Raw genomic sequence first — 22826 nt, 5'->3', positions numbered from 1 at the left:
CTGCCATAAGGGGTCTGACGCTCAGTGGAACGAAAACTCACGTTAAGGGATTTTGGTCATGAGATTATCAAAAAGGATCTTCACCTAGATCCTTTTAAATTAAAAATGAAGTTTTAAATCAATCTAAAGTATATATGAGTAAACTTGGTCTGACAGTTACCAATGCTTAATCAGTGAGGCACCTATCTCAGCGATCTGTCTATTTCGTTCATCCATAGTTGCCTGACTCCCCGTCGTGTAGATAACTACGATACGGGAGGGCTTACCATCTGGCCCCAGTGCTGCAATGATACCGCGAGACCCACGCTCACCGGCTCCAGATTTATCAGCAATAAACCAGCCAGCCGGAAGGGCCGAGCGCAGAAGTGGTCCTGCAACTTTATCCGCCTCCATCCAGTCTATTAATTGTTGCCGGGAAGCTAGAGTAAGTAGTTCGCCAGTTAATAGTTTGCGCAACGTTGTTGCCATTGCTGCAGGCATCGTGGTGTCACGCTCGTCGTTTGGTATGGCTTCATTCAGCTCCGGTTCCCAACGATCAAGGCGAGTTACATGATCCCCCATGTTGTGCAAAAAAGCGGTTAGCTCCTTCGGTCCTCCGATCGTTGTCAGAAGTAAGTTGGCAGCAGTGTTATCACTCATGGTTATGGCAGCACTGCATAATTCTCTTACTGTCATGCCATCCGTAAGATGCTTTTCTGTGACTGGTGAGTACTCAACCAAGTCATTCTGAGAATAGTGTATGCGGCGACCGAGTTGCTCTTGCCCGGCGTCAACACGGGATAATACCGCACCACATAGCAGAACTTTAAAAGTGCTCATCATTGGAAAACGTTCTTCGGGGCGAAAACTCTCAAGGATCTTACCGCTGTTGAGATCCAGTTCGATGTAACCCACTCGTGCACCCAACTGATCTTCAGCATCTTTTACTTTCACCAGCGTTTCTGGGTGAGCAAAAACAGGAAGGCAAAATGCCGCAAAAAAGGGAATAAGGGCGACACGAAAATGTTGAATACTCATACTCTTCCTTTTTCAATATTATTGAAGCATTTACCAGGGTTATTGTCTCATGAGCGGATACATATTTGAATGTATTTAGAAAAATAAACAAATAGGGGTTCCGCGCACATTTCCCCGAAAAGTGCCACCTGACATCTAAGAAACCATTATTATCATGACATTAACCTATAAAAATAGGCGTATCACGAGGCCCTTTCGTCTTCAAGAATTTTATAAACCGTGGAGCGGGCAATACTGAGCTGATGAGCAATTTCCGTTGCACCAGTGCCCTTCTGATGAAGCGTCAGCACGACGTTCCTGTCCACGGTACGCCTGCGGCCAAATTTGATTCCTTTCAGCTTTGCTTCCTGTCGGCCCTCATTCGTGCGTTCTAGGATCCTCCGGCGTTCAGCCTGTGCCACAGCCGACAGGATGGTGACCACCATTTGCCCCATATCACCGTCGGTACTGATCCCGTCATCAATGAACCGGACTGCCACGCCCTGAGCGTCAAATTCCTTTATCAGTTGGATCATATCGGCAGTGTCGCGGCCAAGACGGTCGAGCTTCTTAACCAGAATGACATCACCTTCCTCCACCTTCATCCTCAGCAAATCCAGCCCTTCCCGGTCTGTTGAACTGCCGGATGCCTTATCGGTAAATATACGGTTTGCTTTCACACCTGCGTCTTTGAGTGCTCTGACCTGAAGATCAAGAGACTGCTGACTGGTTGAGACCCGAGCGTAACCAAAAAGTCGCATAAAAATGTACCTTAAATCGAATATCGGACAACTCATGTCTATTATTACAAATTTACGATTTAATAGACATATTAATGTAACAGTTTTACGATGTCCGATAATTTATAACATTTCGTACGGTTGGAAAAATGTTACTAAATGCCCGTCAGGCAGGGAGGCCGATATGCCCGTTGACTTTCTGACCACTGAGCAGACTGAAAGCTATGGCAGATTCACCGGTGAACCGGATGAGCTTCAGCTGGCACGATATTTGGCACTGTTGCAAATAGTCGGTGGTGATAAACTTATCATCCCCTTTTGCTGATGGAGCTGCACATGAACCCATTCAAAGGCCGGCATTTTCAGCGTGACATCATTCTGTGGGCCGTACGCTGGTACTGCAAATACGGCATCAGTTACCGTGAGCTGCAGGAGATGCTGGCTGAACGCGGAGTGAATGTCGATCACTCCACGATTTACCGCTGGGTTCAGCGTTATGCGCCTGAAATGGAAAAACGGCTGCGCTGGTACTGGCGTAACCCTTCCGATCTTTGCCCGTGGCACATGGATGAAACCTACGTGAAGGTCAATGGCCGCTGGGCGTATCTGTACCGGGCCGTCGACAGCCGGGGCCGCACTGTCGATTTTTATCTCTCCTCCCGTCGTAACAGCAAAGCTGCATACCGGTTTCTGGGTAAAATCCTCAACAACGTGAAGAAGTGGCAGATCCCGCGATTCATCAACACGGATAAAGCGCCCGCCTATGGTCGCGCGCTTGCTCTGCTCAAACGCGAAGGCCGGTGCCCGTCTGACGTTGAACACCGACAGATTAAGTACCGGAACAACGTGATTGAATGCGATCATGGCAAACTGAAACGGATAATCAACGCCACGCTGGGATTTAAATCCATGAAGACGGCTTACGCCACCATCAAAGGTATTGAGGTGATGCGTGCACTACGCAAAGGCCAGGCCTCAGCATTTTATTATGGTGATCCCCTGGGCGAAATGCGCCTGGTAAGCAGAGTTTTTGAAATGTAAGGCCTTTGAATAAGACAAAAGGCTGCCTCATCGCTAACTTTGCAACAGTGCCCAAGGAAGTGTATGAAAAATGTCTGGTATAATAAAGATATCATCTTGAAAATCGAGTGTTGCTCTGTGGATAACTTGCAGGGTTTAATAAGTATCTTTACTCAAAAGTTGCAATCAATAATTTATTGAAAAAGATTGAAAGGTGGTGGTAAATAATGTTACAATGTGGGAGTATCAGTTTAAATTCTTCGTGAAATAGTGTTCTTTTAAGCTAATAAAAAATGCACGTGGAATTTAGGTCAAAGAAAAGTAAAGAAAAATTTATTTATGGAGGTAAAAAAGGATGAGTCAAGTTGTTGATTTTTTAAATGAAGCAAAAACTTTTTATTTTGCAACCGTTGAAGGAGACCAGCCAAGGGTCAGACCGTTTAATGCAGCCATGGAGAGGAATGGCAAGGTCTATCTTGGTACAACCAATCAGAAAAAAGTTTATCAGCAGTTATTGGCAAATTCAAAGGTGGAAGTCTCAGGTATGGCAAAAGGAAAATGGATTCGGCTCACCGGCGAAGCCGTAATTGATGATACCGTGGAAGCAAGGGAAGCAATGCTTGAAGCAAATCCGCCTTTGAGAGATTGGTATAGCGCTGATGATGGGAAATTCACCGTATTTTATTTGAAAAACATGCAGGCAGTTTTATATTCCTTTACAGGAGATCCGGAGATATTAGATAATTAATCAAAACATGCAGCCCAAGTGTAGAATGAACTGACCCCCATAAGTTAGACCAAAAATCTAACTTATGGGAGGTCATTTTTTATGGCAAAATACAGTTATGAATTTAAGTTACAAGTTGTTCAAGCATATTTAGATTTTTATTTTGTCCGTTTTGTCTAGCTTACCGAAAGCCAGACTCAGCAAGAATAAAATTTTTATTGTCTTTCGGTTTTCTAGTGTAACGGACAAAACCACTCAAAATAAAAAAGATACAAGAGAGGTCTCTCGTATCTTTTATTCAGCAATCGCGCCCGATTGCTGAACAGATTAATAATAGATTTTAGCTTTTTATTTGTTGAAAAAAGCTAATCAAATTGTTGTCGGGATCAATTACTGCAAAGTCTCGTTCATCCCACCACTGATCTTTTAATGATGTATTGGGGTGCAAAATGCCCAAAGGCTTAATATGTTGATATAATTCATCAATTCCCTCTACTTCAATGCGGCAACTAGCAGTACCAGCAATAAACGACTCCGCACCTGTACAAACCGGTGAATCATTACTACGAGAGCGCCAGCCTTCATCACTTGCCTCCCATAGATGAATCCGAACCTCATTACACATTAGAACTGCGAATCCATCTTCATGGTGAACCAAAGTGAAACCTAGTTTATCGCAATAAAAACCTATACTCTTTTTAATATCCCCGACTGGCAATGCCGGGATAGACTATTATTCTCCCCGGAGCCACTACGCTGACCCGGTTGATTTCAGAGGTAAGGGAAAAGGCGACGTTGCGCCTGTGGAACAAACTGGCACTGATACCGTCAGCCGAACAGCGTTCACAGCTGGAGATGCTGCTGGGGCGGCACTGTTGCAAAGTTAGCGATGAGGCAGCCTTTTGTCTTATTCAAAGGCCTTACATTTCAAAAACTCTGCTTACCAGGCGCATTTCGCCCAGGGGATCACCATAATAAAATGCTGAGGCCTGGCCTTTGCGTAGTGCACGCATCACCTCAATACCTTTGATGGTGGCGTAAGCCGTCTTCATGGATTTAAATCCCAGCGTGGCGTTGATTATCCGTTTCAGTTTGCCATGATCGCATTCAATCACGTTGTTCCGGTACTTAATCTGTCGGTGTTCAACGTCAGACGGGCACCGGCCTTCGCGTTTGAGCAGAGCAAGCGCGCGACCATAGGCGGGCGCTTTATCCGTGTTGATGAATCGTGGGATCTGCCACTTCTTCACGTTGTTGAGGATTTTACCCAGAAACCGGTATGCAGCTTTGCTGTTACGACGGGAGGAGAGATAAAAATCGACAGTGCGGCCCCGGCTGTCGACGGCCCGGTACAGATACGCCCAGCGGCCATTGACCTTCACGTAGGTTTCATCCATGTGCCACGGGCAAAGATCGGAAGGGTTACGCCAGTACCAGCGCAGCCGTTTTTCCATTTCAGGCGCATAACGCTGAACCCAGCGGTAAATCGTGGAGTGATCGACATTCACTCCGCGTTCAGCCAGCATCTCCTGCAGCTCACGGTAACTGATGCCGTATTTGCAGTACCAGCGTACGGCCCACAGAATGATGTCACGCTGAAAATGCCGGCCTTTGAATGGGTTCATGTGCAGCTCCATCAGCAAAAGGGGATGATAAGTTTATCACCACCGACTATTTGCAACAGTGCCAGTTTTATTGTTACATTTAAATCCACGCCGGGATCGCGGTTTTTTATCCCCCCCCTGGACCGCACATAAAGTGCAACAATTATTCTTGCACTTAGTTAAGCGCCTTCCTACAATCGCCGCGATAGTGTATTCGAAATTGTTACAGTTTTGTGGCGATGATCGACACAAATGGCCTTAAGCCAGCCCGGACAAAGGAAGTGGCGCGGCTTCTCACGCTGCGTCTTGCCCGGCGGCTACATTTACCGGAATAAAAATAATGAGCCTGCAAAAAACCTGGGGAAACATTCACCTGACCGCGCTCGGCGCGATGATGCTCTCCTTTCTGCTCGTCGGCTGCGACGACAGCGTCGCACAGAATGCTGCGCCTCCCGCCCCGACGGTCAGCGCCGCTAAGGTGCTGGTGAAGTCGATCAGTCAGTGGGATAGTTTTAACGGTCGCATTGAAGCGGTGGAGAGCGTTCAGCTTCGCCCTCGCGTCTCGGGATACATTGATAAAGTGAATTACACTGACGGCCAGGAGGTGAAAAAGGGCCAGGTGCTGTTCACGATAGATGACAGAACCTATCGCGCCGCGCTGGAGCAGGCGCAGGCGGCGTTGGCAAGAGCCAAAACGCAGGCCAGCCTCGCGCAAAGCGAGGCGAACCGCACCGATAAATTAGTCCATACCAACCTCGTCTCCCGTGAAGAGTGGGAGCAGCGCCGGTCAGCCGCGGTTCAGGCGCAGGCCGACATTCGCGCCGCGCAGGCGGCGGTGGATGCCGCGCAGCTTAACCTCGACTTCACCAAAGTGACCGCCCCTATTGACGGCCGCGCCAGCCGGGCGCTGATCACCAGCGGTAACCTGGTCACCGCGGGCGACACCGCCAGCGTGCTCACCACCCTGGTCTCGCAAAAGACGGTGTACGTCTACTTTGACGTCGACGAGTCAACCTACCTCCACTATCAAAACCTCGCCCGCCGCGGGCAAGGCGCGTCCAGCGATAATCAGGCGCTCCCGGTGGAGATTGGCCTGGTGGGCGAGGAGGGTTACCCCCACCAGGGCAAAGTGGATTTTCTCGATAATCAGTTAACGCCGAGTACCGGCACCATCCGCATGCGTGCGCTGCTGGATAACTCGCAGCGTCTGTTCACGCCGGGGCTGTTTGCCCGCGTGCGTCTGCCGGGCAGCGCAGAGTTCAAAGCCACGCTGATCGACGACAAAGCGGTACTGACCGATCAGGATCGTAAATACGTCTATATCGTTGATAAAGATGGTAAAGCACAGCGCCGCGACATTACCCCAGGGCGGCTGGCAGACGGTTTACGCATCGTTCAGAAGGGGTTGAATCCTGGGGATAGCGTCATCGTCGACGGCTTACAAAAAGTGTTTATGCCGGGTATGCCGGTTAACGCCAAAACCGTTGCCATGACCTCCAGCGCCACCCTTAACTGATCCCTAATCAGAGAATCCAAGACATGGACTTTTCCCGCTTTTTTATCGACAGGCCGATTTTCGCCGCGGTGCTGTCGATTTTAATTTTTATCACCGGGTTAATCGCTATCCCACTGCTGCCGGTGAGCGAATATCCGGATGTCGTCCCGCCGAGCGTCCAGGTGCGCGCGGAGTATCCCGGCGCCAACCCGAAAGTGATTGCCGAGACCGTGGCGACGCCGCTGGAGGAAGCGATCAACGGCGTTGAAAACATGATGTACATGAAATCGGTCGCCGGCTCCGACGGCGTGCTGGTCACCACCGTCACCTTCCGCCCGGGTACCGACCCGGATCAGGCGCAGGTTCAGGTGCAGAACCGCGTCGCGCAGGCCGAAGCGCGTCTGCCGGAGGATGTACGCCGTCTGGGGATCACCACCCAGAAGCAGTCTCCGACGCTGACCCTGGTGGTGCATCTGTTCTCCCCCGGCGGGAAGTACGACTCGCTGTATATGCGCAACTACGCCACGCTGAAAGTGAAGGATGAGCTGGCGCGCCTGCCCGGCGTCGGCCAGATCCAGATTTTTGGCTCCGGTGAATATGCGATGCGCGTCTGGCTGGATCCCAATAAGGTCGCTGCCCGCGGTCTGACGGCCTCGGATGTGGTGACGGCGATGCAGGAGCAAAACGTCCAGGTGTCTGCCGGACAGCTTGGCGCCGAGCCGCTGCCGCAGGAGAGCGATTTCCTGATCTCCATTAACGCCCAGGGCCGTCTGCATACCGAAGAAGAGTTTGGCAATATCATTCTGAAAACGGCGCAGGATGGCTCGCTGGTCCGCCTGCGCGACGTGGCGCGCATCGAGATGGGTTCCGGTAGCTATGCGCTGCGCTCCCAGCTCAACAATAAGGATGCGGTCGGGATCGGTATCTTCCAGTCACCCGGCGCTAACGCCATCGATCTGTCGAACGCGGTACGCGCCAAAATGGCCGAGCTGGCCACCCGCTTCCCGGAAGATATGCAATGGGCGGCGCCGTACGACCCGACGGTTTTCGTCCGCGACTCCATCCGCGCGGTGGTGCAGACGCTGCTGGAGGCGGTAGTGCTGGTGGTGCTGGTAGTGATCCTGTTCCTGCAGACCTGGCGCGCGTCGATTATCCCGTTGATCGCTGTGCCGGTATCGGTGGTGGGTACCTTCAGCATTCTCTATCTGCTGGGCTTCTCGCTGAATACCCTGAGCCTGTTCGGGCTGGTACTGGCTATCGGTATCGTGGTGGACGACGCCATCGTGGTGGTGGAGAACGTCGAGCGTAATATCGAAGAGGGGCTTGCGCCGCTTGCCGCGGCGCATCAGGCGATGCGTGAGGTCTCCGGGCCGATTATCGCCATTGCGCTGGTGCTGTGTGCGGTGTTCGTGCCGATGGCGTTTCTCTCCGGGGTCACCGGCCAGTTCTACAAACAGTTCGCGGTGACCATCGCCATCTCGACGGTGATCTCGGCCATCAACTCGCTGACGCTCTCCCCGGCGCTGGCGGCCCTGCTGTTAAAGCCGCACGGCGCGAAGAAAGACCTCCCTACCCGGCTGATCGATCGCCTGTTTGGCTGGATTTTCCGTCCGTTTAACCGCTTTTTCCTGCGCAGCTCGAACGGCTATCAGGGACTGGTAGGCAAAACGCTTGGACGCCGTGGCGCAGTGTTTGCGGTGTACCTGCTGCTGCTCTGCGCCGCTGGGGTGATGTTTAAAGTCGTCCCCGGCGGGTTTATTCCCACCCAGGATAAGCTGTATCTCATTGGCGGCGTGAAGATGCCGGAAGGGTCGTCGCTGGCGCGCACCGACGCGGTGATCCGCAAAATGAGCGAGATCGGGATGAATACCGAAGGGGTCGACTATGCGGTCGCTTTCCCGGGGCTTAACGCGCTGCAGTTCACCAACACGCCGAATACCGGGACGGTCTTTTTTGGCCTGAAACCGTTCGACCAGCGCAAACACACGGCGGCGGAAATTAACGCGGAGATCAACGCCAAAATCGCGCAAATCCAGCAGGGCTTTGGCTTTTCCATCCTGCCGCCGCCGATTTTAGGTCTGGGTCAGGGTTCCGGCTACTCCCTGTACATCCAGGATCGCGGAGGGCTGGGCTATGGCGCGCTGCAAAGCGCGGTGAATGCGATGTCCGGGGCGATTATGCAGACGCCGGGGATGCACTTCCCGATCTCGACTTACCAGGCTAACGTGCCGCAGCTGGACGTGCAGGTCGATCGCGATAAGGCGAAAGCGCAGGGGGTATCGCTAACCGATCTGTTCGGTACGCTGCAGACCTATCTCGGCTCGTCTTATGTCAATGACTTTAACCAGTTCGGGCGTACCTGGCGCGTGATGGCCCAGGCTGACGGACCATACCGCGAGAGCGTGGAAGATATCGCCAATCTGCGCACCCGCAATAATCAGGGCGAAATGGTACCGATCGGCAGTATGGTGAATATCAGTACCACCTACGGGCCGGATCCGGTGATCCGCTACAACGGTTATCCGGCGGCGGACCTGATTGGCGATGCCGATCCGCGGGTCCTCTCTTCTTCGCAGGCGATGACGCATCTGGAAGAGCTGTCGAAGCAGATCCTGCCGAATGGGATGAATATTGAGTGGACGGATCTCAGCTTCCAGCAGGCCACCCAGGGCAACACGGCGCTGATCGTCTTCCCGGTGGCGGTGCTGCTGGCATTCCTCGTACTGGCCGCGCTGTATGAAAGCTGGACCCTGCCGCTGGCGGTGATCCTTATCGTACCGATGACGATGCTCTCCGCGCTGTTTGGCGTCTGGCTGACCGGGGGCGATAACAACGTCTTCGTGCAGGTGGGTCTGGTGGTCCTGATGGGCCTGGCCTGTAAAAACGCCATTCTGATCGTCGAGTTTGCCCGCGAGCTGGAGATCCAGGGGAAAGGCATCATGGAAGCGGCGCTGGAGGCATGCCGCCTGCGTCTGCGCCCGATCGTGATGACCTCCATCGCCTTTATCGCCGGGACCATTCCGCTGATCCTCGGCCACGGCGCGGGGGCGGAAGTCCGCGGCGTCACCGGGATCACGGTGTTCTCCGGGATGCTGGGCGTGACGCTCTTCGGTCTGTTCCTGACGCCGGTGTTTTACGTGACGCTACGGAAACTGGTGACCCGCAGGAAGCCGGTCCAGGAGGATCTGCCCGCCTAGCCTGCAGCAGATAACAAAAAAACCGCCTTCACAATTTGAAGGCGGTTTTTTTTCGTCACCAGAAAATGATTAATGCGCTTTTTTAAAGCGGGCGATCATTTCCGGCACCGGGTCGCAGCCGCTGGTATCGGCGTTTTTGACCGCCTCCAGCGCGCTGGCCACGGTATGGCGAGCGAGGACGTTTAACGAAGCCTGCTCTGCTTCATCGGCAACCGATTTGAAGTACCAGCAGGCGTTGGCGCTGACCACGCAGCGGGCCGGGACGTCAGGACGCGACGCCCACAGTTTTTTATCTTCGATAACCGAAAGATAGATATCACGCAGGGTGATCTTGTCCGCCGGACGGCCAAGATGAATTGAGCCGTTGCGACCAAGCGTGGAGACGATAATGCCGTCACGAGTTAGCGGAACCATTAGTTTACGGATAAAGCTCGGGTTCGCTTCCAGGCCGTAGGCCAGAATCGCACTCGTCGAACGTTCACCCATCTGCTCCGCCATTGCTACGCTGAGAACCATCTGCAAAGCTGTCGGGAAGCGGTAATCTAACATGGCAGTGTCCTGGGTTGCGGTGAATCTTGTTCTTTTTAGCACCGCAGAGGGCACTGTTGCAAAGTTAGCGATGAGGCAGCCTTTTGTCTTATTCAAAGGCCTTACATTTCAAAAACTCTGCTTACCAGGCGCATTTCGCCCAGGGGATCACCATAATAAAATGCTGAGGCCTGGCCTTTGCGTAGTGCACGCATCACCTCAATACCTTTGATGGTGGCGTAAGCCGTCTTCATGGATTTAAATCCCAGCGTGGCGTTGATTATCCGTTTCAGTTTGCCATGATCGCATTCAATCACGTTGTTCCGGTACTTAATCTGTCGGTGTTCAACGTCAGACGGGCACCGGCCTTCGCGTTTGAGCAGAGCAAGCGCGCGACCATAGGCGGGCGCTTTATCCGTGTTGATGAATCGCGGGATCTGCCACTTCTTCACGTTGTTGAGGATTTTACCCAGAAACCGGTATGCAGCTTTGCTGTTACGACGGGAGGAGAGATAAAAATCGACAGTGCGGCCCCGGCTGTCGACGGCCCGGTACAGATACGCCCAGCGGCCATTGACCTTCACGTAGGTTTCATCCATGTGCCACGGGCAAAGATCGGAAGGGTTACGCCAGTACCAGCGCAGCCGTTTTTCCATTTCAGGCGCATAACGCTGAACCCAGCGGTAAATCGTGGAGTGATCGACATTCACTCCGCGTTCAGCCAGCATCTCCTGCAGCTCACGGTAACTGATGCCGTATTTGCAGTACCAGCGTACGGCCCACAGAATGATGTCACGCTGAAAATGCCGGCCTTTGAATGGGTTCATGTGCAGCTCCATCAGCAAAAGGGGATGATAAGTTTATCACCACCGACTATTTGCAACAGTGCCCGAAAACTCACGTTAAGGGATTTTGGTCATGAGATTATCAAAAAGGATCTTCACCTAGATCCTTTTAAATTAAAAATGAAGTTTTAAATCAATCTAAAGTATATATGAGTAAACTTGGTCTGACAGTTACCAATGCTTAATCAGTGAGGCACCTATCTCAGCGATCTGTCTATTTCGTTCATCCATAGTTGCCTGACTCCCCGTCGTGTAGATAACTACGATACGGGAGGGCTTACCATCTGGCCCCAGTGCTGCAATGATACCGCGAGACCCACGCTCACCGGCTCCAGATTTATCAGCAATAAACCAGCCAGCCGGAAGGGCCGAGCGCAGAAGTGGTCCTGCAACTTTATCGGCACTGTTGCAAATAGTCGGTGGTGATAAACTTATCATCCCCTTTTGCTGATGGAGCTGCACATGAACCCATTCAAAGGCCGGCATTTTCAGCGTGACATCATTCTGTGGGCCGTACGCTGGTACTGCAAATACGGCATCAGTTACCGTGAGCTGCAGGAGATGCTGGCTGAACGCGGAGTGAATGTCGATCACTCCACGATTTACCGCTGGGTTCAGCGTTATGCGCCTGAAATGGAAAAACGGCTGCGCTGGTACTGGCGTAACCCTTCCGATCTTTGCCCGTGGCACATGGATGAAACCTACGTGAAGGTCAATGGCCGCTGGGCGTATCTGTACCGGGCCGTCGACAGCCGGGGCCGCACTGTCGATTTTTATCTCTCCTCCCGTCGTAACAGCAAAGCTGCATACCGGTTTCTGGGTAAAATCCTCAACAACGTGAAGAAGTGGCAGATCCCGCGATTCATCAACACGGATAAAGCGCCCGCCTATGGTCGCGCGCTTGCTCTGCTCAAACGCGAAGGCCGGTGCCCGTCTGACGTTGAACACCGACAGATTAAGTACCGGAACAACGTGATTGAATGCGATCATGGCAAACTGAAACGGATAATCAACGCCACGCTGGGATTTAAATCCATGAAGACGGCTTACGCCACCATCAAAGGTATTGAGGTGATGCGTGCACTACGCAAAGGCCAGGCCTCAGCATTTTATTATGGTGATCCCCTGGGCGAAATGCGCCTGGTAAGCAGAGTTTTTGAAATGTAAGGCCTTTGAATAAGACAAAAGGCTGCCTCATCGCTAACTTTGCAACAGTGCCAGTTTTCGTTCCACTGAGCGTCAGACCCCTACTTGCCAGCAGTGCCGTTTATGCCAAACGCGCTTGGTACGACAGCGAGCACAATTCAGCTTACGCTGACAACGTACTTGGTCATGATTGGTGCCGGTCAGCTCTTGTTTGGACCGCTATCGGACCGACTGGGGCGCCGCCCCGTTCTACTGGGAGGTGGCCTCGCCTACGTTGTGGCGTCAATGGGCCTCGCTCTTACGTCATCGGCTGAAGTCTTTCTGGGGCTTCGGATTCTTCAGGCTTGTGGTGCCTCGGCGTGCCTTGTTTCCACATTTGCAACAGTACGTGACATTTACGCAGGTCGCGAGGAAAGTAATGTCATTTACGGCATACTCGGATCCATGCTGGCCATGGTCCCGGCGGTAGGCCCATTGCTCGGAGCGCTCGTCGACATGTGGCTTGGGTGGCGGGCTATCTTTGCGTTTCTAGGTTTGGGCATGATCGCTGCATCTGCAGCAGCGTGGCGATTCTGGCCTGAAACCCGGGTGCAACGAGTTGCGGGCTTGCAATGGTCGCAGCTGCTACTCCCCGTTAAGTGCCTGAACTTCTGGTTGTACACGTTGTGTTACGCCGCTGGAATGGGTAGCTTCTTCGTCTTTTTCTCCATTGCGCCCGGACTAATGATGGGCAGGCAAGGTGTGTCTCAGCTTGGCTTCAGCCTGCTGTTCGCCACAGTGGCAATTGCCATGGTGTTTACGGCTCGTTTTATGGGGCGTGTGATACCCAAGTGGGGCAGCCCAAGTGTCTTGCGAATGGGAATGGGATGCCTGATAGCTGGAGCAGTATTGCTTGCCATCACCGAAATATGGGCTTTGCAGTCCGTGTTAGGCTTTATTGCTCCAATGTGGCTAGTGGGTATTGGTGTCGCCACAGCGGTATCTGTGGCGCCCAATGGCGCTCTTCGAGGATTCGACCATGTTGCTGGAACGGTCACGGCAGTCTACTTCTGCTTGGGCGGTGTACTGCTAGGAAGCATCGGAACGTTGATCATTTCGCTGTTGCCGCGCAACACGGCTTGGCCGGTTGTCGTGTACTGTTTGACCCTTGCAACAGTCGTGCTCGGTCTGTCTTGTGTTTCCCGAGTGAAGGGCTCTCGCGGCCAGGGGGAGCATGATGTGGTCGCGCTACAAAGTGCGGAAAGTACATCAAATCCCAATCGTTGAGAGAATGTGGCAAGCTATCGCCCAACAAATCGCTGCAGCCGACCCAAAACCGCTACGCGGTTTCGGTCGGCTGAGCTCAGGCGTTAAACATCATGAGGGAAGCGGTGATCGCCGAAGTATCGACTCAACTATCAGAGGTAGTTGGCGTCATCGAGCGCCATCTCGAACCGACGTTGCTGGCCGTACATTTGTACGGCTCCGCAGTGGATGGCGGCCTGAAGCCACACAGTGATATTGATTTGCTGGTTACGGTGACCGTAAGGCTTGATGAAACAACGCGGCGAGCTTTGATCAACGACCTTTTGGAAACTTCGGCTTCCCCTGGAGAGAGCGAGATTCTCCGCGCTGTAGAAGTCACCATTGTTGTGCACGACGACATCATTCCGTGGCGTTATCCAGCTAAGCGCGAACTGCAATTTGGAGAATGGCAGCGCAATGACATTCTTGCAGGTATCTTCGAGCCAGCCACGATCGACATTGATCTGGCTATCTTGCTGACAAAAGCAAGAGAACATAGCGTTGCCTTGGTAGGTCCAGCGGCGGAGGAACTCTTTGATCCGGTTCCTGAACAGGATCTATTTGAGGCGCTAAATGAAACCTTAACGCTATGGAACTCGCCGCCCGACTGGGCTGGCGATGAGCGAAATGTAGTGCTTACGTTGTCCCGCATTTGGTACAGCGCAGTAACCGGCAAAATCGCGCCGAAGGATGTCGCTGCCGACTGGGCAATGGAGCGCCTGCCGGCCCAGTATCAGCCCGTCATACTTGAAGCTAGACAGGCTTATCTTGGACAAGAAGAAGATCGCTTGGCCTCCCGCGCAGATCAGTTGGAAGAATTTGTTCACTACGTGAAAGGCGAGATCACCAAGGTAGTCGGCAAATAATGTCTAACAATTCGTTCAAGCCGACGCCGCTTCGCGGCGCGGCTTAACTCAAGCGTTAGATGCCAGATTTGGCGTTGCGTATGCTCACAGAAAATCGACAGCCGCAAGACTGTTTTTGGCAACTCATAGCCACCACTATTTATCCTTCATACCGTAGAGGAGATTGCACGTGAAGAACTGGCTCTTTCTGGCTATTGCAATATTTGGTGAGGTCGTCGCAACTTCCGCACTGAAGTCCAGCCATGGATTCACCAAGTTAGTTCCTTCTGTTGTAGTTGTGGCTGGCTACGGGCTTGCGTTCTATTTCCTCTCTCTCGCACTCAAGTCCATCCCGGTCGGCATTGCTTATGCTGTTTGGGCTGGCCTCGGCATCGTACTTGTGGCAGCTATCGCTTGGATCTTCCATGGCCAGAAACTAGACTTGTGGGCGTTCGTTGGCATGGGACTTATCGTTAGTGGCGTCGCCGTTCTAAATCTGCTATCCAAGGTCAGCGCACATTGATCGGGCTGGCATCTAACAGTTCATTCAAGCCGACGCCGCTTCGCGGCGCGGCTTAATTCAGGTGTTAGTCGGACGCCTACGGCGCCGAGGAAAAAAGAAACCAAACCATTCTTGCTGCCAAAGAGAAAAACCCCTTACGGTGGCGTACTGGGAAAGTGCGTATCTACGACGCCTTGCCGGTCTCAATGTCATGCCGTCCTCTTTCGAAGGCTGCTTGATGCAAACCTCTCAAAAATCTGGCATAAACTATCTTGACATATTCCGATTGAACACCTTCCGAATATCAGCGGCTATCAGCGGGATCTCATCTTTTTTCGTGACGTAGGAGTGGGCATTCTGCTGCAGATGAAACTGGCAGCGTTGCCACAGAATTCCAGGGAAGACAGCATCGATTGCCGCGCGCAGTCCTGAGTGGTCATCACTGGTGATCATTCGCAGGCCGTGCATCCCTCGTCGTACGAGACCCTCGAGAAAGGAACGCCAGTTTACCTCTGCCTCACTGTTCGCGACTTCGGCGTCAAGAATATGCCGATTCCCGCTGTAATCAACGCCAATAGCCACTAGAAGCGCCTGCTTGACCACATGGGAACCGACGCGAACCGATTCATAGGTCGCATCAAGTACCAAGTATTGAATCTGTCCGACAGGCTGCGCCTTCCAAGACGTAATCTCTTCATCGAGCTCCTTTGCCAGCCTGCTGACCTGGGACGAGCTGACTTCGGTGCCACAAAGAATTTCGACGATATCCGAGACCCTGCGGGTACTTACTCCTTTGACATACATTTCGGCGATGGCGAGCTTGAGAGCACGCTCACTGCGCATGCCTTTCTCGATGCAGCTGGGATAAAACTCCATCCCGCGAACTTGTGGTACTTTCAAGAGGACTTTCCCGGTCGCAAGATTGAATATTGGATTATTTGGATTTACCAACAAACACTACTATTTAGCTACGAAAACTCAAGAGAAGTACACAAAACCTTTTGGAAGTGATGGAAGTTTAAGTCCTCTTGATTATAGTGTAGGTATTGGAACAGGTTTAGAATTAGGACATTTCCAGTTTATGTTTGGCTATGATTACCCTCTTAGTAACAGTTCGAAAGATCCAGACCTAAGTCAAGTACGCCAACACAACTTCAGAGCAAGTATAGCATATTCATTTAGAAAGCTAAAAAAATAAAACTAACCTAGGGCTTTGGATATTTTCAAGGCATCTGATAAAGACTTAACATCATGGGTGCGGAGATAATCTGCACCTTTTTTGTATGCATACATTTCTGCTGCAAGAGTTGGTGCTAAACGAGATTTCACATCGGTTCCAGTTATTTTACCTAAGAATGATTTCCGTGACACTGCAATCATTACTTGCAAATTAAAAGCTTCTTGAATTTCAGGGAAACGCTTCAAAACAAGAATAGATGTTTCTGGATTAGAGCCTAAAAAGAAGCCCATACCCGGATCAAGAATAATTCGTTCACGCTTTACACCAGCCTCAACTAAAGCAGCAATTCTTTCTTTAAAAAATTCCATCATGGAAGTAAAAACCTCTTCCGGATTCGTTTCAACTTTAGTAGCTGCACCAATTCGCTGAACGGAGTGCATCAACACAAGTTTGCAATCTGACTTTGCCAAGCCTGAATAAATCTCAGGATAAGGAAAACCTTGAATATCATTAATAAAATCAACCTTTTGTTCTATGCAAAAACTCTGAACCTCAGGTTTAAATGTATCAACAGAAATAGAAATGCCTTTTTCTTTTAAAGCCTTAATGACAGGTTTGAGTCTTTTGATTTCTTCCACAACGCCCACTTCAGTTGTATCAGGATTACTGGAAGCGGCTCCCAAATCAATCACATCTGCTCCATCTTCAACCAAATGCAGAGCATGCTCAATTGCCTTATCTGTATCTAAATAAAGTCCTCCATCGGAAAAACTATCGGTGGTTATATTTACGATTCCAAAAATCTTGCTCATATCATTTTGCTTTGATTACAAAAGTAGCATTTATCTTAATTGACTAATTATCACTTACGCAAATTGACACATTTTCCCTATCTTTGCAGCCTAATTTTTTTGTTTTAATTCATTATGAAAACTGATAGGAACTGTCATTTCGAGTTTTTCGCGGTTTTGGGTCAAAATTCGGTTTTTTCCCCGAACTACGACTGTTTTCGCACCCCGAACAACTAATCCAATCAGAATTTTCCGGCAACGCCGACTCCAAGAAGTGTAATTCCAGTCTATTTCTGCCGTCAACCCCTGATTCGCGTTAATGCGACAAAGCTCAAACACATAACTCCCCCACGAAGCCATATAAACTCCGATTTCGAGGTGTTATCCTGTTCCGCATAAACTTCGTTTTTGGGTATTATACCTACACCAAAGCAAGAAGATTATGGGTCCAAACTTCATTTGTATATTTTGCAAACAAATATCTGCCTGTCATATCTGTCGGAGTGTGGTGATACTCCTTTGCATTAAAAATGCGCTGATAAAAGGTAGTTCAGCAAAAGGCGAAACGCCAATAAATATATCTATAACCGGTTTCGCCCGTTGATTGGGTATCGCCGTGCTTCCGATATGTTCAATGGCTACGGCATGAGAACCGAAAAAATGGAGCAATTTTATTTTCTCTTCTTCAAAATTCTTTGTCCAATCCGGGTTATATTCCATAATTTCAATTTTCATGATAGTTTCGTCCTTGCCTCAAAAACCATGTTTGGTATTATACTCCATATCTCTCCGGTGCAGGAATAGCCTTTTCTGATGCACGGCTAACAGCTTCCCATTCTTCCCAGGTAGCCATCCGTGCTTTTAAGGTATCCATCGCCAAATCGTATACCATGCTGCCAAGGATAAGCCTCAAAGGCGGATTATTGCTGGCTACTAATTTCATAAGGGCTTCCGCTGCCAAGGAAGGATCACTATCGACCGAATCTTCGGAATACTGTTTCGCCAGCTCATCGCGCAGTGTACCGTATGAATCTAATGGATTGCTGTAACTCATCGAAGTGTATAAATCTGTCCAATATCCTCCTGGTTCCACCATAGTGAGTTTCACTCCGAAATGTTCCGCTTCTTTTGCTAAGGCTTCACTCATTCCTTCCAGCGCAAATTTACTTGCACTGTAAATACCAGACATCGGACCCGAGATAATAGCGCCAATGCTTGTAATCTGTATGATATGTCCAGAACGCTGCGACCTCAAATAGGGCATCACTGCCTGACAAACCCAAAGAGCTCCAAAAAAGTTTGTGTCCATTAGTTTCCGAGCATCGGATTCGTTTAGTTCTTCAATCATACCCATAGTCATGATACCCGCATTATTAACAACAATATCAAGCCTACCGAAATGTTTAACTGCTGTTTCAACCGTAGAAAAAACAGCCTCCCTATCTGTAACATCGAGGTTTAATGGCAGTAAGCTCTCTTGATATGTTTCTTCTAGCTTCGCCAAATTATCGATAGTCCTTGCAACTGCAACAACTTTATCCCCGGCTTTCAAGGCGGCGCATGTAAAAGCATAGCCAAGCCCCTTGCTTGCTCCGGTAATAAACCATACTCTTTTATTTTCGCTATTAGGTATCATAGATATTCTCCTTTAGGCTATTATAGAAAGATTATTATAAGCGAAATTAATACCGTTAAACGCCATGAGCCCGACAATTTTGAGCACTTTGTTTTGTACTCCCAGAAGCTCACCACTACAAATTATCATCAACCCGGTCCTTTTTTCAGTCCACTTGCGGTTTCATTGTTACTTTGTCATAGCGTCGTGTCAGAATGCGGCAGAGAACAGCGTTTACTATCAACGCAACACCAGACCAGAAAAACCATGTATTAACACCTATAACCTCAACAACCGGACCTGCAACAAGTAAGCCTATCGGCATAGAAAGAGTCATGGCGGTCATCAAAAGGGAAAACACCTTGCCCATCATTTCAGGGGCAATGCTTTCTTGAACATAAGCCATAACAGGAACATTCATAAATGTGCCAGAGGCGCCCAAGAAGAAGCAGCATATAACAAATATCCAAAAACCGCTTGTCGGTAGCGCTCCGCTAATCAGTGTAGCCAGACCCATTAAGCCAATAGCTAAGGATGCCATGAAAAACCTTCTTTTCATGCCGCCCCATACACCGATAACCAAAGATGAAAGAAGCAATCCACCTGCAAAGACAAATTCCACAATGCTATTGTGCCAGGCTTCACCCATAAAGTGGCTGCGTGCCAGTAGAGGGAACAGAGAACCTAATGGCATATAAAGTATGGTCATCAGCAGCATGGGGGAAAACACAGCCATTAAAGGTTTATTTGCTTTCATTGCGATAAAGCCCTGCTTCATGTCAGACAATACACTCATCTTCTCATTGGTTTGCGTAATGTCTGGAATTATAACAAATAGGAGGCAAACTATCGCAAAAGCGGCTCCCAGTATATCCACAATCATAATGGAGGAAATAGGTAGAAATGACATAAGCGCAGCACCCAGCACAGGCCCCATCATGTTGGATATTGATTGGATCATATTTCCCCAGCCCCCTGCTTTGGTCAACATATCTGCTGGCACAAACATGGGTATCGCCGCTTGCATAGCTGGACCGTGAAAGGTATTCCCCAATCCACGCAAAAATAAAACAATGTAGATAAACCAAATAGGGGGTGTTTCCACAAGTAAAAATGCTGCCCCAAGGATGATGCTGGATACAGCTACCAGACCGTCAGCTAAAATCATTACTGTTCGGCGGTTGTATCGGTCGATCCACACACCGGCAAAGGGTCCGATTAACATATTGGGGAGAAAGGCAACTAAGGATGCAATCGTCAAGGTGATTGCGGATTCAGTCTGGATGGTCAGCCACCAGATAACAGCGAACTGCACTGCGGCAGAACCCAAGATTGAAAAAGCCTGCCCTGTGTATATTACAGCAAATTGTTTCTTCCAATTTTTTATTCTGTTCATTATAGAAATCTCCTTATATAAAATTAAAAACGAACAACTGCCTAAGCGTTGTTCGTGCAGAAAGACATAATTTTACAAGGAGGTCTTCAAAAGCGAGGATATACTCATGTAAATATGTCTTTAAGCACAACAAATAAACCCTTAAAAGGGCAGTGCTTAAAAACTAAATTACATGAATATCAAATACATATTTCTACCCCGCTTCAATTTTTTTATTGTAGCACGTTTTTAGTGTAATTTCAAGAACGACAGCGTACTACGAATGCCGACCCTCTTTTCCTGAATATTTTGGGCACTGTTGCAAAGTTAGCGATGAGGCAGCCTTTTGTCTTATTCAAAGGCCTTACATTTCAAAAACTCTGCTTACCAGGCGCATTTCGCCCAGGGGATCACCATAATAAAATGCTGAGGCCTGGCCTTTGCGTAGTGCACGCATCACCTCAATACCTTTGATGGTGGCGTAAGCCGTCTTCATGGATTTAAATCCCAGCGTGGCGCCGATTATCCGTTTCAGTTTGCCATGATCGCATTCAATCACGTTGTTCCGGTACTTAATCTGTCGGTGTTCAACGTCAGACGGGCACCGGCCTTCGCGTTTGAGCAGAGCAAGCGCGCGACCATAGGCGGGCGCTTTATCCGTGTTGATGAATCGCGGGATCTGCCACTTCTTCACGTTGTTGAGGATTTTACCCAGAAACCGGTATGCAGCTTTGCTGTTACGACGGGAGGAGAGATAAAAATCGACAGTGCGGCCCCGGCTGTCGACGGCCCGGTACAGATACGCCCAGCGGCCATTGACCTTCACGTAGGTTTCATCCATGTGCCACGGGCAAAGATCGGAAGGGTTACGCCAGTACCAGCGCAGCCGTTTTTCCATTTCAGGCGCATAACGCTGAACCCAGCGGTAAATCGTGGAGTGATCGACATTCACTCCGCGTTCAGCCAGCATCTCCTGCAGCTCACGGTAACTGATGCCGTATTTGCAGTACCAGCGTACGGCCCACAGAATGATGTCACGCTGAAAATGCCGGCCTTTGAATGGGTTCATGTGCAGCTCCATCAGCAAAAGGGGATGATAAGTTTATCACCACCGACTATTTGCAACAGTGCCCTCTGATGTTACATTGCACAAGATAAAAATATATCATCATGAACAATAAAACTGTCTGCTTACATAAACAGTAATACAAGGGGTGTTATGAGCCATATTCAACGGGAAACGTCTTGCTCGAGGCCGCGATTAAATTCCAACATGGATGCTGATTTATATGGGTATAAATGGGCTCGCGATAATGTCGGGCAATCAGGTGCGACAATCTATCGATTGTATGGGAAGCCCGATGCGCCAGAGTTGTTTCTGAAACATGGCAAAGGTAGCGTTGCCAATGATGTTACAGATGAGATGGTCAGACTAAACTGGCTGACGGAATTTATGCCTCTTCCGACCATCAAGCATTTTATCCGTACTCCTGATGATGCATGGTTACTCACCACTGCGATCCCCGGGAAAACAGCATTCCAGGTATTAGAAGAATATCCTGATTCAGGTGAAAATATTGTTGATGCGCTGGCAGTGTTCCTGCGCCGGTTGCATTCGATTCCTGTTTGTAATTGTCCTTTTAACAGCGATCGCGTATTTCGTCTCGCTCAGGCGCAATCACGAATGAATAACGGTTTGGTTGATGCGAGTGATTTTGATGACGAGCGTAATGGCTGGCCTGTTGAACAAGTCTGGAAAGAAATGCATAAGCTTTTGCCATTCTCACCGGATTCAGTCGTCACTCATGGTGATTTCTCACTTGATAACCTTATTTTTGACGAGGGGAAATTAATAGGTTGTATTGATGTTGGACGAGTCGGAATCGCAGACCGATACCAGGATCTTGCCATCCTATGGAACTGCCTCGGTGAGTTTTCTCCTTCATTACAGAAACGGCTTTTTCAAAAATATGGTATTGATAATCCTGATATGAATAAATTGCAGTTTCATTTGATGCTCGATGAGTTTTTCTAATCAGAATTGGTTAATTGGTTGTAACACTGGCAGAGCATTACGCTGACTTGACGGGACGGCGCTTCCCTACCCTCATGGCCGCCTCCCAGGAATCGACCCAGGTGCTTATCGTGGACATAATCCTTTACTCATAAATTGGCACTGTTGCAAAGTTAGCGATGAGGCAGCCTTTTGTCTTATTCAAAGGCCTTACATTTCAAAAACTCTGCTTACCAGGCGCATTTCGCCCAGGGGATCACCATAATAAAATGCTGAGGCCTGGCCTTTGCGTAGTGCACGCATCACCTCAATACCTTTGATGGTGGCGTAAGCCGTCTTCATGGATTTAAATCCCAGCGTGGCGCCGATTATCCGTTTCAGTTTGCCATGATCGCATTCAATCACGTTGTTCCGGTACTTAATCTGTCGGTGTTCAACGTCAGACGGGCACCGGCCTTCGCGTTTGAGCAGAGCAAGCGCGCGACCATAGGCGGGCGCTTTATCCGTGTTGATGAATCGCGGGATCTGCCACTTCTTCACGTTGTTGAGGATTTTACCCAGAAACCGGTATGCAGCTTTGCTGTTACGACGGGAGGAGAGATAAAAATCGACAGTGCGGCCCCGGCTGTCGACGGCCCGGTACAGATACGCCCAGCGGCCATTGACCTTCACGTAGGTTTCATCCATGTGCCACGGGCAAAGATCGGAAGGGTTACGCCAGTACCAGCGCAGCCGTTTTTCCATTTCAGGCGCATAACGCTGAACCCAGCGGTAAATCGTGGAGTGATCGACATTCACTCCGCGTTCAGCCAGCATCTCCTGCAGCTCACGGTAACTGATGCCGTATTTGCAGTACCAGCGTACGGCCCACAGAATGATGTCACGCTGAAAATGCCGGCCTTTGAATGGGTTCATGTGCAGC

Annotated in this window: 23 protein-coding genes and 2 pseudogenes; 11 read left to right on the top strand and 14 right to left on the bottom strand. The window is 49.9% G+C overall.

The window, feature by feature from the left end; all coding sequences use genetic code 11:
• Positions 1-156 precede the first annotated feature (156 nt).
• A complete protein-coding gene (locus HUZ68_RS05465) occupies positions 157-1017 on the bottom strand; it encodes a broad-spectrum class A beta-lactamase TEM-1 (protein ID WP_000027057.1) in 861 nt (286 codons plus the stop codon).
• A gap of 182 nt (positions 1018-1199) precedes the next feature.
• Positions 1200-1757: a recombinase family protein gene (locus HUZ68_RS05460; protein WP_001235713.1), complete on the bottom strand. Its 558-nt coding sequence runs from the start codon at positions 1755-1757 to the stop codon at positions 1200-1202.
• A 163-nt stretch (positions 1758-1920) separates the two neighbouring features.
• On the opposite strand from HUZ68_RS05460, the gene HUZ68_RS05455 reads away from it, so the two are divergent.
• From HUZ68_RS05455 to HUZ68_RS05445, 3 genes are all read left to right on the top strand, one after another.
• Complete coding sequence (locus tag HUZ68_RS05455; RefSeq protein WP_020219413.1) at positions 1921-2061, top strand: hypothetical protein; 141 nt, start codon at positions 1921-1923, stop codon at positions 2059-2061.
• 11 nt (positions 2062-2072) lie between these two features.
• Complete coding sequence (locus tag HUZ68_RS05450; RefSeq protein WP_001067858.1) at positions 2073-2777, top strand: IS6-like element IS26 family transposase; 705 nt, start codon at positions 2073-2075, stop codon at positions 2775-2777.
• A 334-nt stretch (positions 2778-3111) separates the two neighbouring features.
• Complete coding sequence (locus tag HUZ68_RS05445) at positions 3112-3504, top strand: pyridoxamine 5'-phosphate oxidase family protein (protein ID WP_000084745.1); 393 nt, start codon at positions 3112-3114, stop codon at positions 3502-3504.
• Between the two features lie 319 nt (positions 3505-3823).
• Here the strand turns inward: HUZ68_RS05445 and bleO are convergent, their stop codons facing one another.
• Positions 3824-4210, bottom strand: coding sequence for a bleomycin binding protein (bleO, locus tag HUZ68_RS05440; protein ID WP_063102497.1), 387 nt, complete (start codon positions 4208-4210; stop codon positions 3824-3826).
• A 193-nt stretch (positions 4211-4403) separates the two neighbouring features.
• Positions 4404-5108: an IS6-like element IS26 family transposase gene (locus tag HUZ68_RS05435; RefSeq protein WP_001067858.1), complete on the bottom strand. Its 705-nt coding sequence runs from the start codon at positions 5106-5108 to the stop codon at positions 4404-4406.
• Between the two features lie 319 nt (positions 5109-5427).
• Between HUZ68_RS05435 and oqxA the strand changes: the two genes are divergently transcribed.
• Complete coding sequence (gene oqxA / locus HUZ68_RS05430) at positions 5428-6603, top strand: multidrug efflux RND transporter periplasmic adaptor subunit OqxA (RefSeq protein ID WP_002914189.1); 1176 nt, start codon at positions 5428-5430, stop codon at positions 6601-6603.
• Positions 6604-6626: 23 nt separating this feature from the next.
• Positions 6627-9779: a multidrug efflux RND transporter permease subunit OqxB gene (oqxB, locus tag HUZ68_RS05425; protein ID WP_000347934.1), complete on the top strand. Its 3153-nt coding sequence runs from the start codon at positions 6627-6629 to the stop codon at positions 9777-9779.
• Positions 9780-9848: 69 nt separating this feature from the next.
• Here oqxB and oqxR read toward each other — a convergent pair whose 3' ends face one another.
• From oqxR to HUZ68_RS05410, 3 genes and pseudogenes are all read right to left on the bottom strand, one after another.
• Positions 9849-10328 (bottom strand): efflux pump transcriptional repressor OqxR, encoded by a 480-nt coding sequence (gene oqxR, locus HUZ68_RS05420; RefSeq protein ID WP_000888203.1) that lies wholly within the window; start codon positions 10326-10328, stop codon positions 9849-9851.
• 101 nt (positions 10329-10429) lie between these two features.
• A complete protein-coding gene (locus tag HUZ68_RS05415; protein ID WP_001067858.1) occupies positions 10430-11134 on the bottom strand; it encodes an IS6-like element IS26 family transposase in 705 nt (234 codons plus the stop codon).
• Positions 11135-11323: 189 nt separating this feature from the next.
• Positions 11324-11551, bottom strand: a pseudogene (locus tag HUZ68_RS05410) (class A beta-lactamase); the annotation flags it as partial.
• Between the two features lie 63 nt (positions 11552-11614).
• Here HUZ68_RS05410 and HUZ68_RS05405 point away from each other — a divergent pair.
• The 4 genes and pseudogenes from HUZ68_RS05405 to qac all read left to right on the top strand — a co-directional run bounded on the left by HUZ68_RS05405 (position 11615) and on the right by qac (position 14950).
• The gene (locus HUZ68_RS05405; RefSeq protein WP_001067858.1) at positions 11615-12319 is read left to right on the top strand and encodes an IS6-like element IS26 family transposase; all 705 of its coding nucleotides are present in this window, start codon (positions 11615-11617) and stop codon (positions 12317-12319) included.
• A 75-nt stretch (positions 12320-12394) separates the two neighbouring features.
• Positions 12395-13564: pseudogene (locus HUZ68_RS05400) on the top strand (CmlA family chloramphenicol efflux MFS transporter); the annotation flags it as partial.
• Between the two features lie 92 nt (positions 13565-13656).
• Complete coding sequence (gene aadA1 / locus HUZ68_RS05395; RefSeq protein WP_001206316.1) at positions 13657-14448, top strand: ANT(3'')-Ia family aminoglycoside nucleotidyltransferase AadA1; 792 nt, start codon at positions 13657-13659, stop codon at positions 14446-14448.
• 169 nt (positions 14449-14617) lie between these two features.
• Complete coding sequence (gene qac / locus HUZ68_RS05390) at positions 14618-14950, top strand: quaternary ammonium compound efflux SMR transporter QacL (protein WP_000800531.1); 333 nt, start codon at positions 14618-14620, stop codon at positions 14948-14950.
• Between the two features lie 246 nt (positions 14951-15196).
• Here qac and HUZ68_RS05385 read toward each other — a convergent pair whose 3' ends face one another.
• Entirely contained in the window at positions 15197-15829 is a 633-nt protein-coding gene (locus HUZ68_RS05385) for an IS256 family transposase (RefSeq protein ID WP_020802982.1), read from the bottom strand.
• Positions 15830-15851: 22 nt separating this feature from the next.
• Here HUZ68_RS05385 and HUZ68_RS05380 point away from each other — a divergent pair, with 22 nt between their 5' ends.
• Positions 15852-16127: a hypothetical protein gene (locus HUZ68_RS05380; protein WP_109023896.1), complete on the top strand. Its 276-nt coding sequence runs from the start codon at positions 15852-15854 to the stop codon at positions 16125-16127.
• A gap of 2 nt (positions 16128-16129) precedes the next feature.
• Here HUZ68_RS05380 and sul3 read toward each other — a convergent pair whose 3' ends face one another.
• The 5 genes from sul3 to HUZ68_RS05355 form a co-directional block, all read right to left on the bottom strand.
• A complete protein-coding gene (gene sul3 / locus HUZ68_RS05375) occupies positions 16130-16921 on the bottom strand; it encodes a sulfonamide-resistant dihydropteroate synthase Sul3 (protein ID WP_000034420.1) in 792 nt (263 codons plus the stop codon).
• A 468-nt stretch (positions 16922-17389) separates the two neighbouring features.
• Entirely contained in the window at positions 17390-17635 is a 246-nt protein-coding gene (locus HUZ68_RS05370; protein WP_001354008.1) for a GrpB family protein, read from the bottom strand.
• 37 nt (positions 17636-17672) lie between these two features.
• Complete coding sequence (locus tag HUZ68_RS05365; RefSeq protein WP_000612791.1) at positions 17673-18536, bottom strand: SDR family oxidoreductase; 864 nt, start codon at positions 18534-18536, stop codon at positions 17673-17675.
• Positions 18537-18681: 145 nt separating this feature from the next.
• Positions 18682-19911 (bottom strand): macrolide efflux MFS transporter Mef(B), encoded by a 1230-nt coding sequence (mef(B), locus tag HUZ68_RS05360; protein WP_032492336.1) that lies wholly within the window; start codon positions 19909-19911, stop codon positions 18682-18684.
• Between the two features lie 343 nt (positions 19912-20254).
• A complete protein-coding gene (locus HUZ68_RS05355) occupies positions 20255-20959 on the bottom strand; it encodes an IS6-like element IS26 family transposase (protein ID WP_001067855.1) in 705 nt (234 codons plus the stop codon).
• A gap of 150 nt (positions 20960-21109) precedes the next feature.
• On the opposite strand from HUZ68_RS05355, the gene aph(3')-Ia reads away from it, so the two are divergent.
• On the top strand, positions 21110-21925 hold the full coding sequence (gene aph(3')-Ia / locus HUZ68_RS05350) for an aminoglycoside O-phosphotransferase APH(3')-Ia (RefSeq protein WP_000018329.1): 816 nt from the start codon (positions 21110-21112) through the stop codon (positions 21923-21925).
• Between the two features lie 189 nt (positions 21926-22114).
• Here the strand turns inward: aph(3')-Ia and HUZ68_RS05345 are convergent, their stop codons facing one another.
• Positions 22115-22819, bottom strand: a complete 705-nt coding sequence (locus HUZ68_RS05345) for an IS6-like element IS26 family transposase (protein ID WP_001067855.1) — start codon at positions 22817-22819, stop codon at positions 22115-22117.
• Positions 22820-22826 lie beyond the last annotated feature (7 nt).

Source organism: Shigella dysenteriae, assembly GCF_022354085.1.
Lineage (GTDB): Bacteria > Pseudomonadota > Gammaproteobacteria > Enterobacterales > Enterobacteriaceae > Escherichia > Escherichia coli.
Note: the sequence above shows the minus strand (reverse complement) of the source record. Positions and strands in the feature narration are given on the sequence as shown.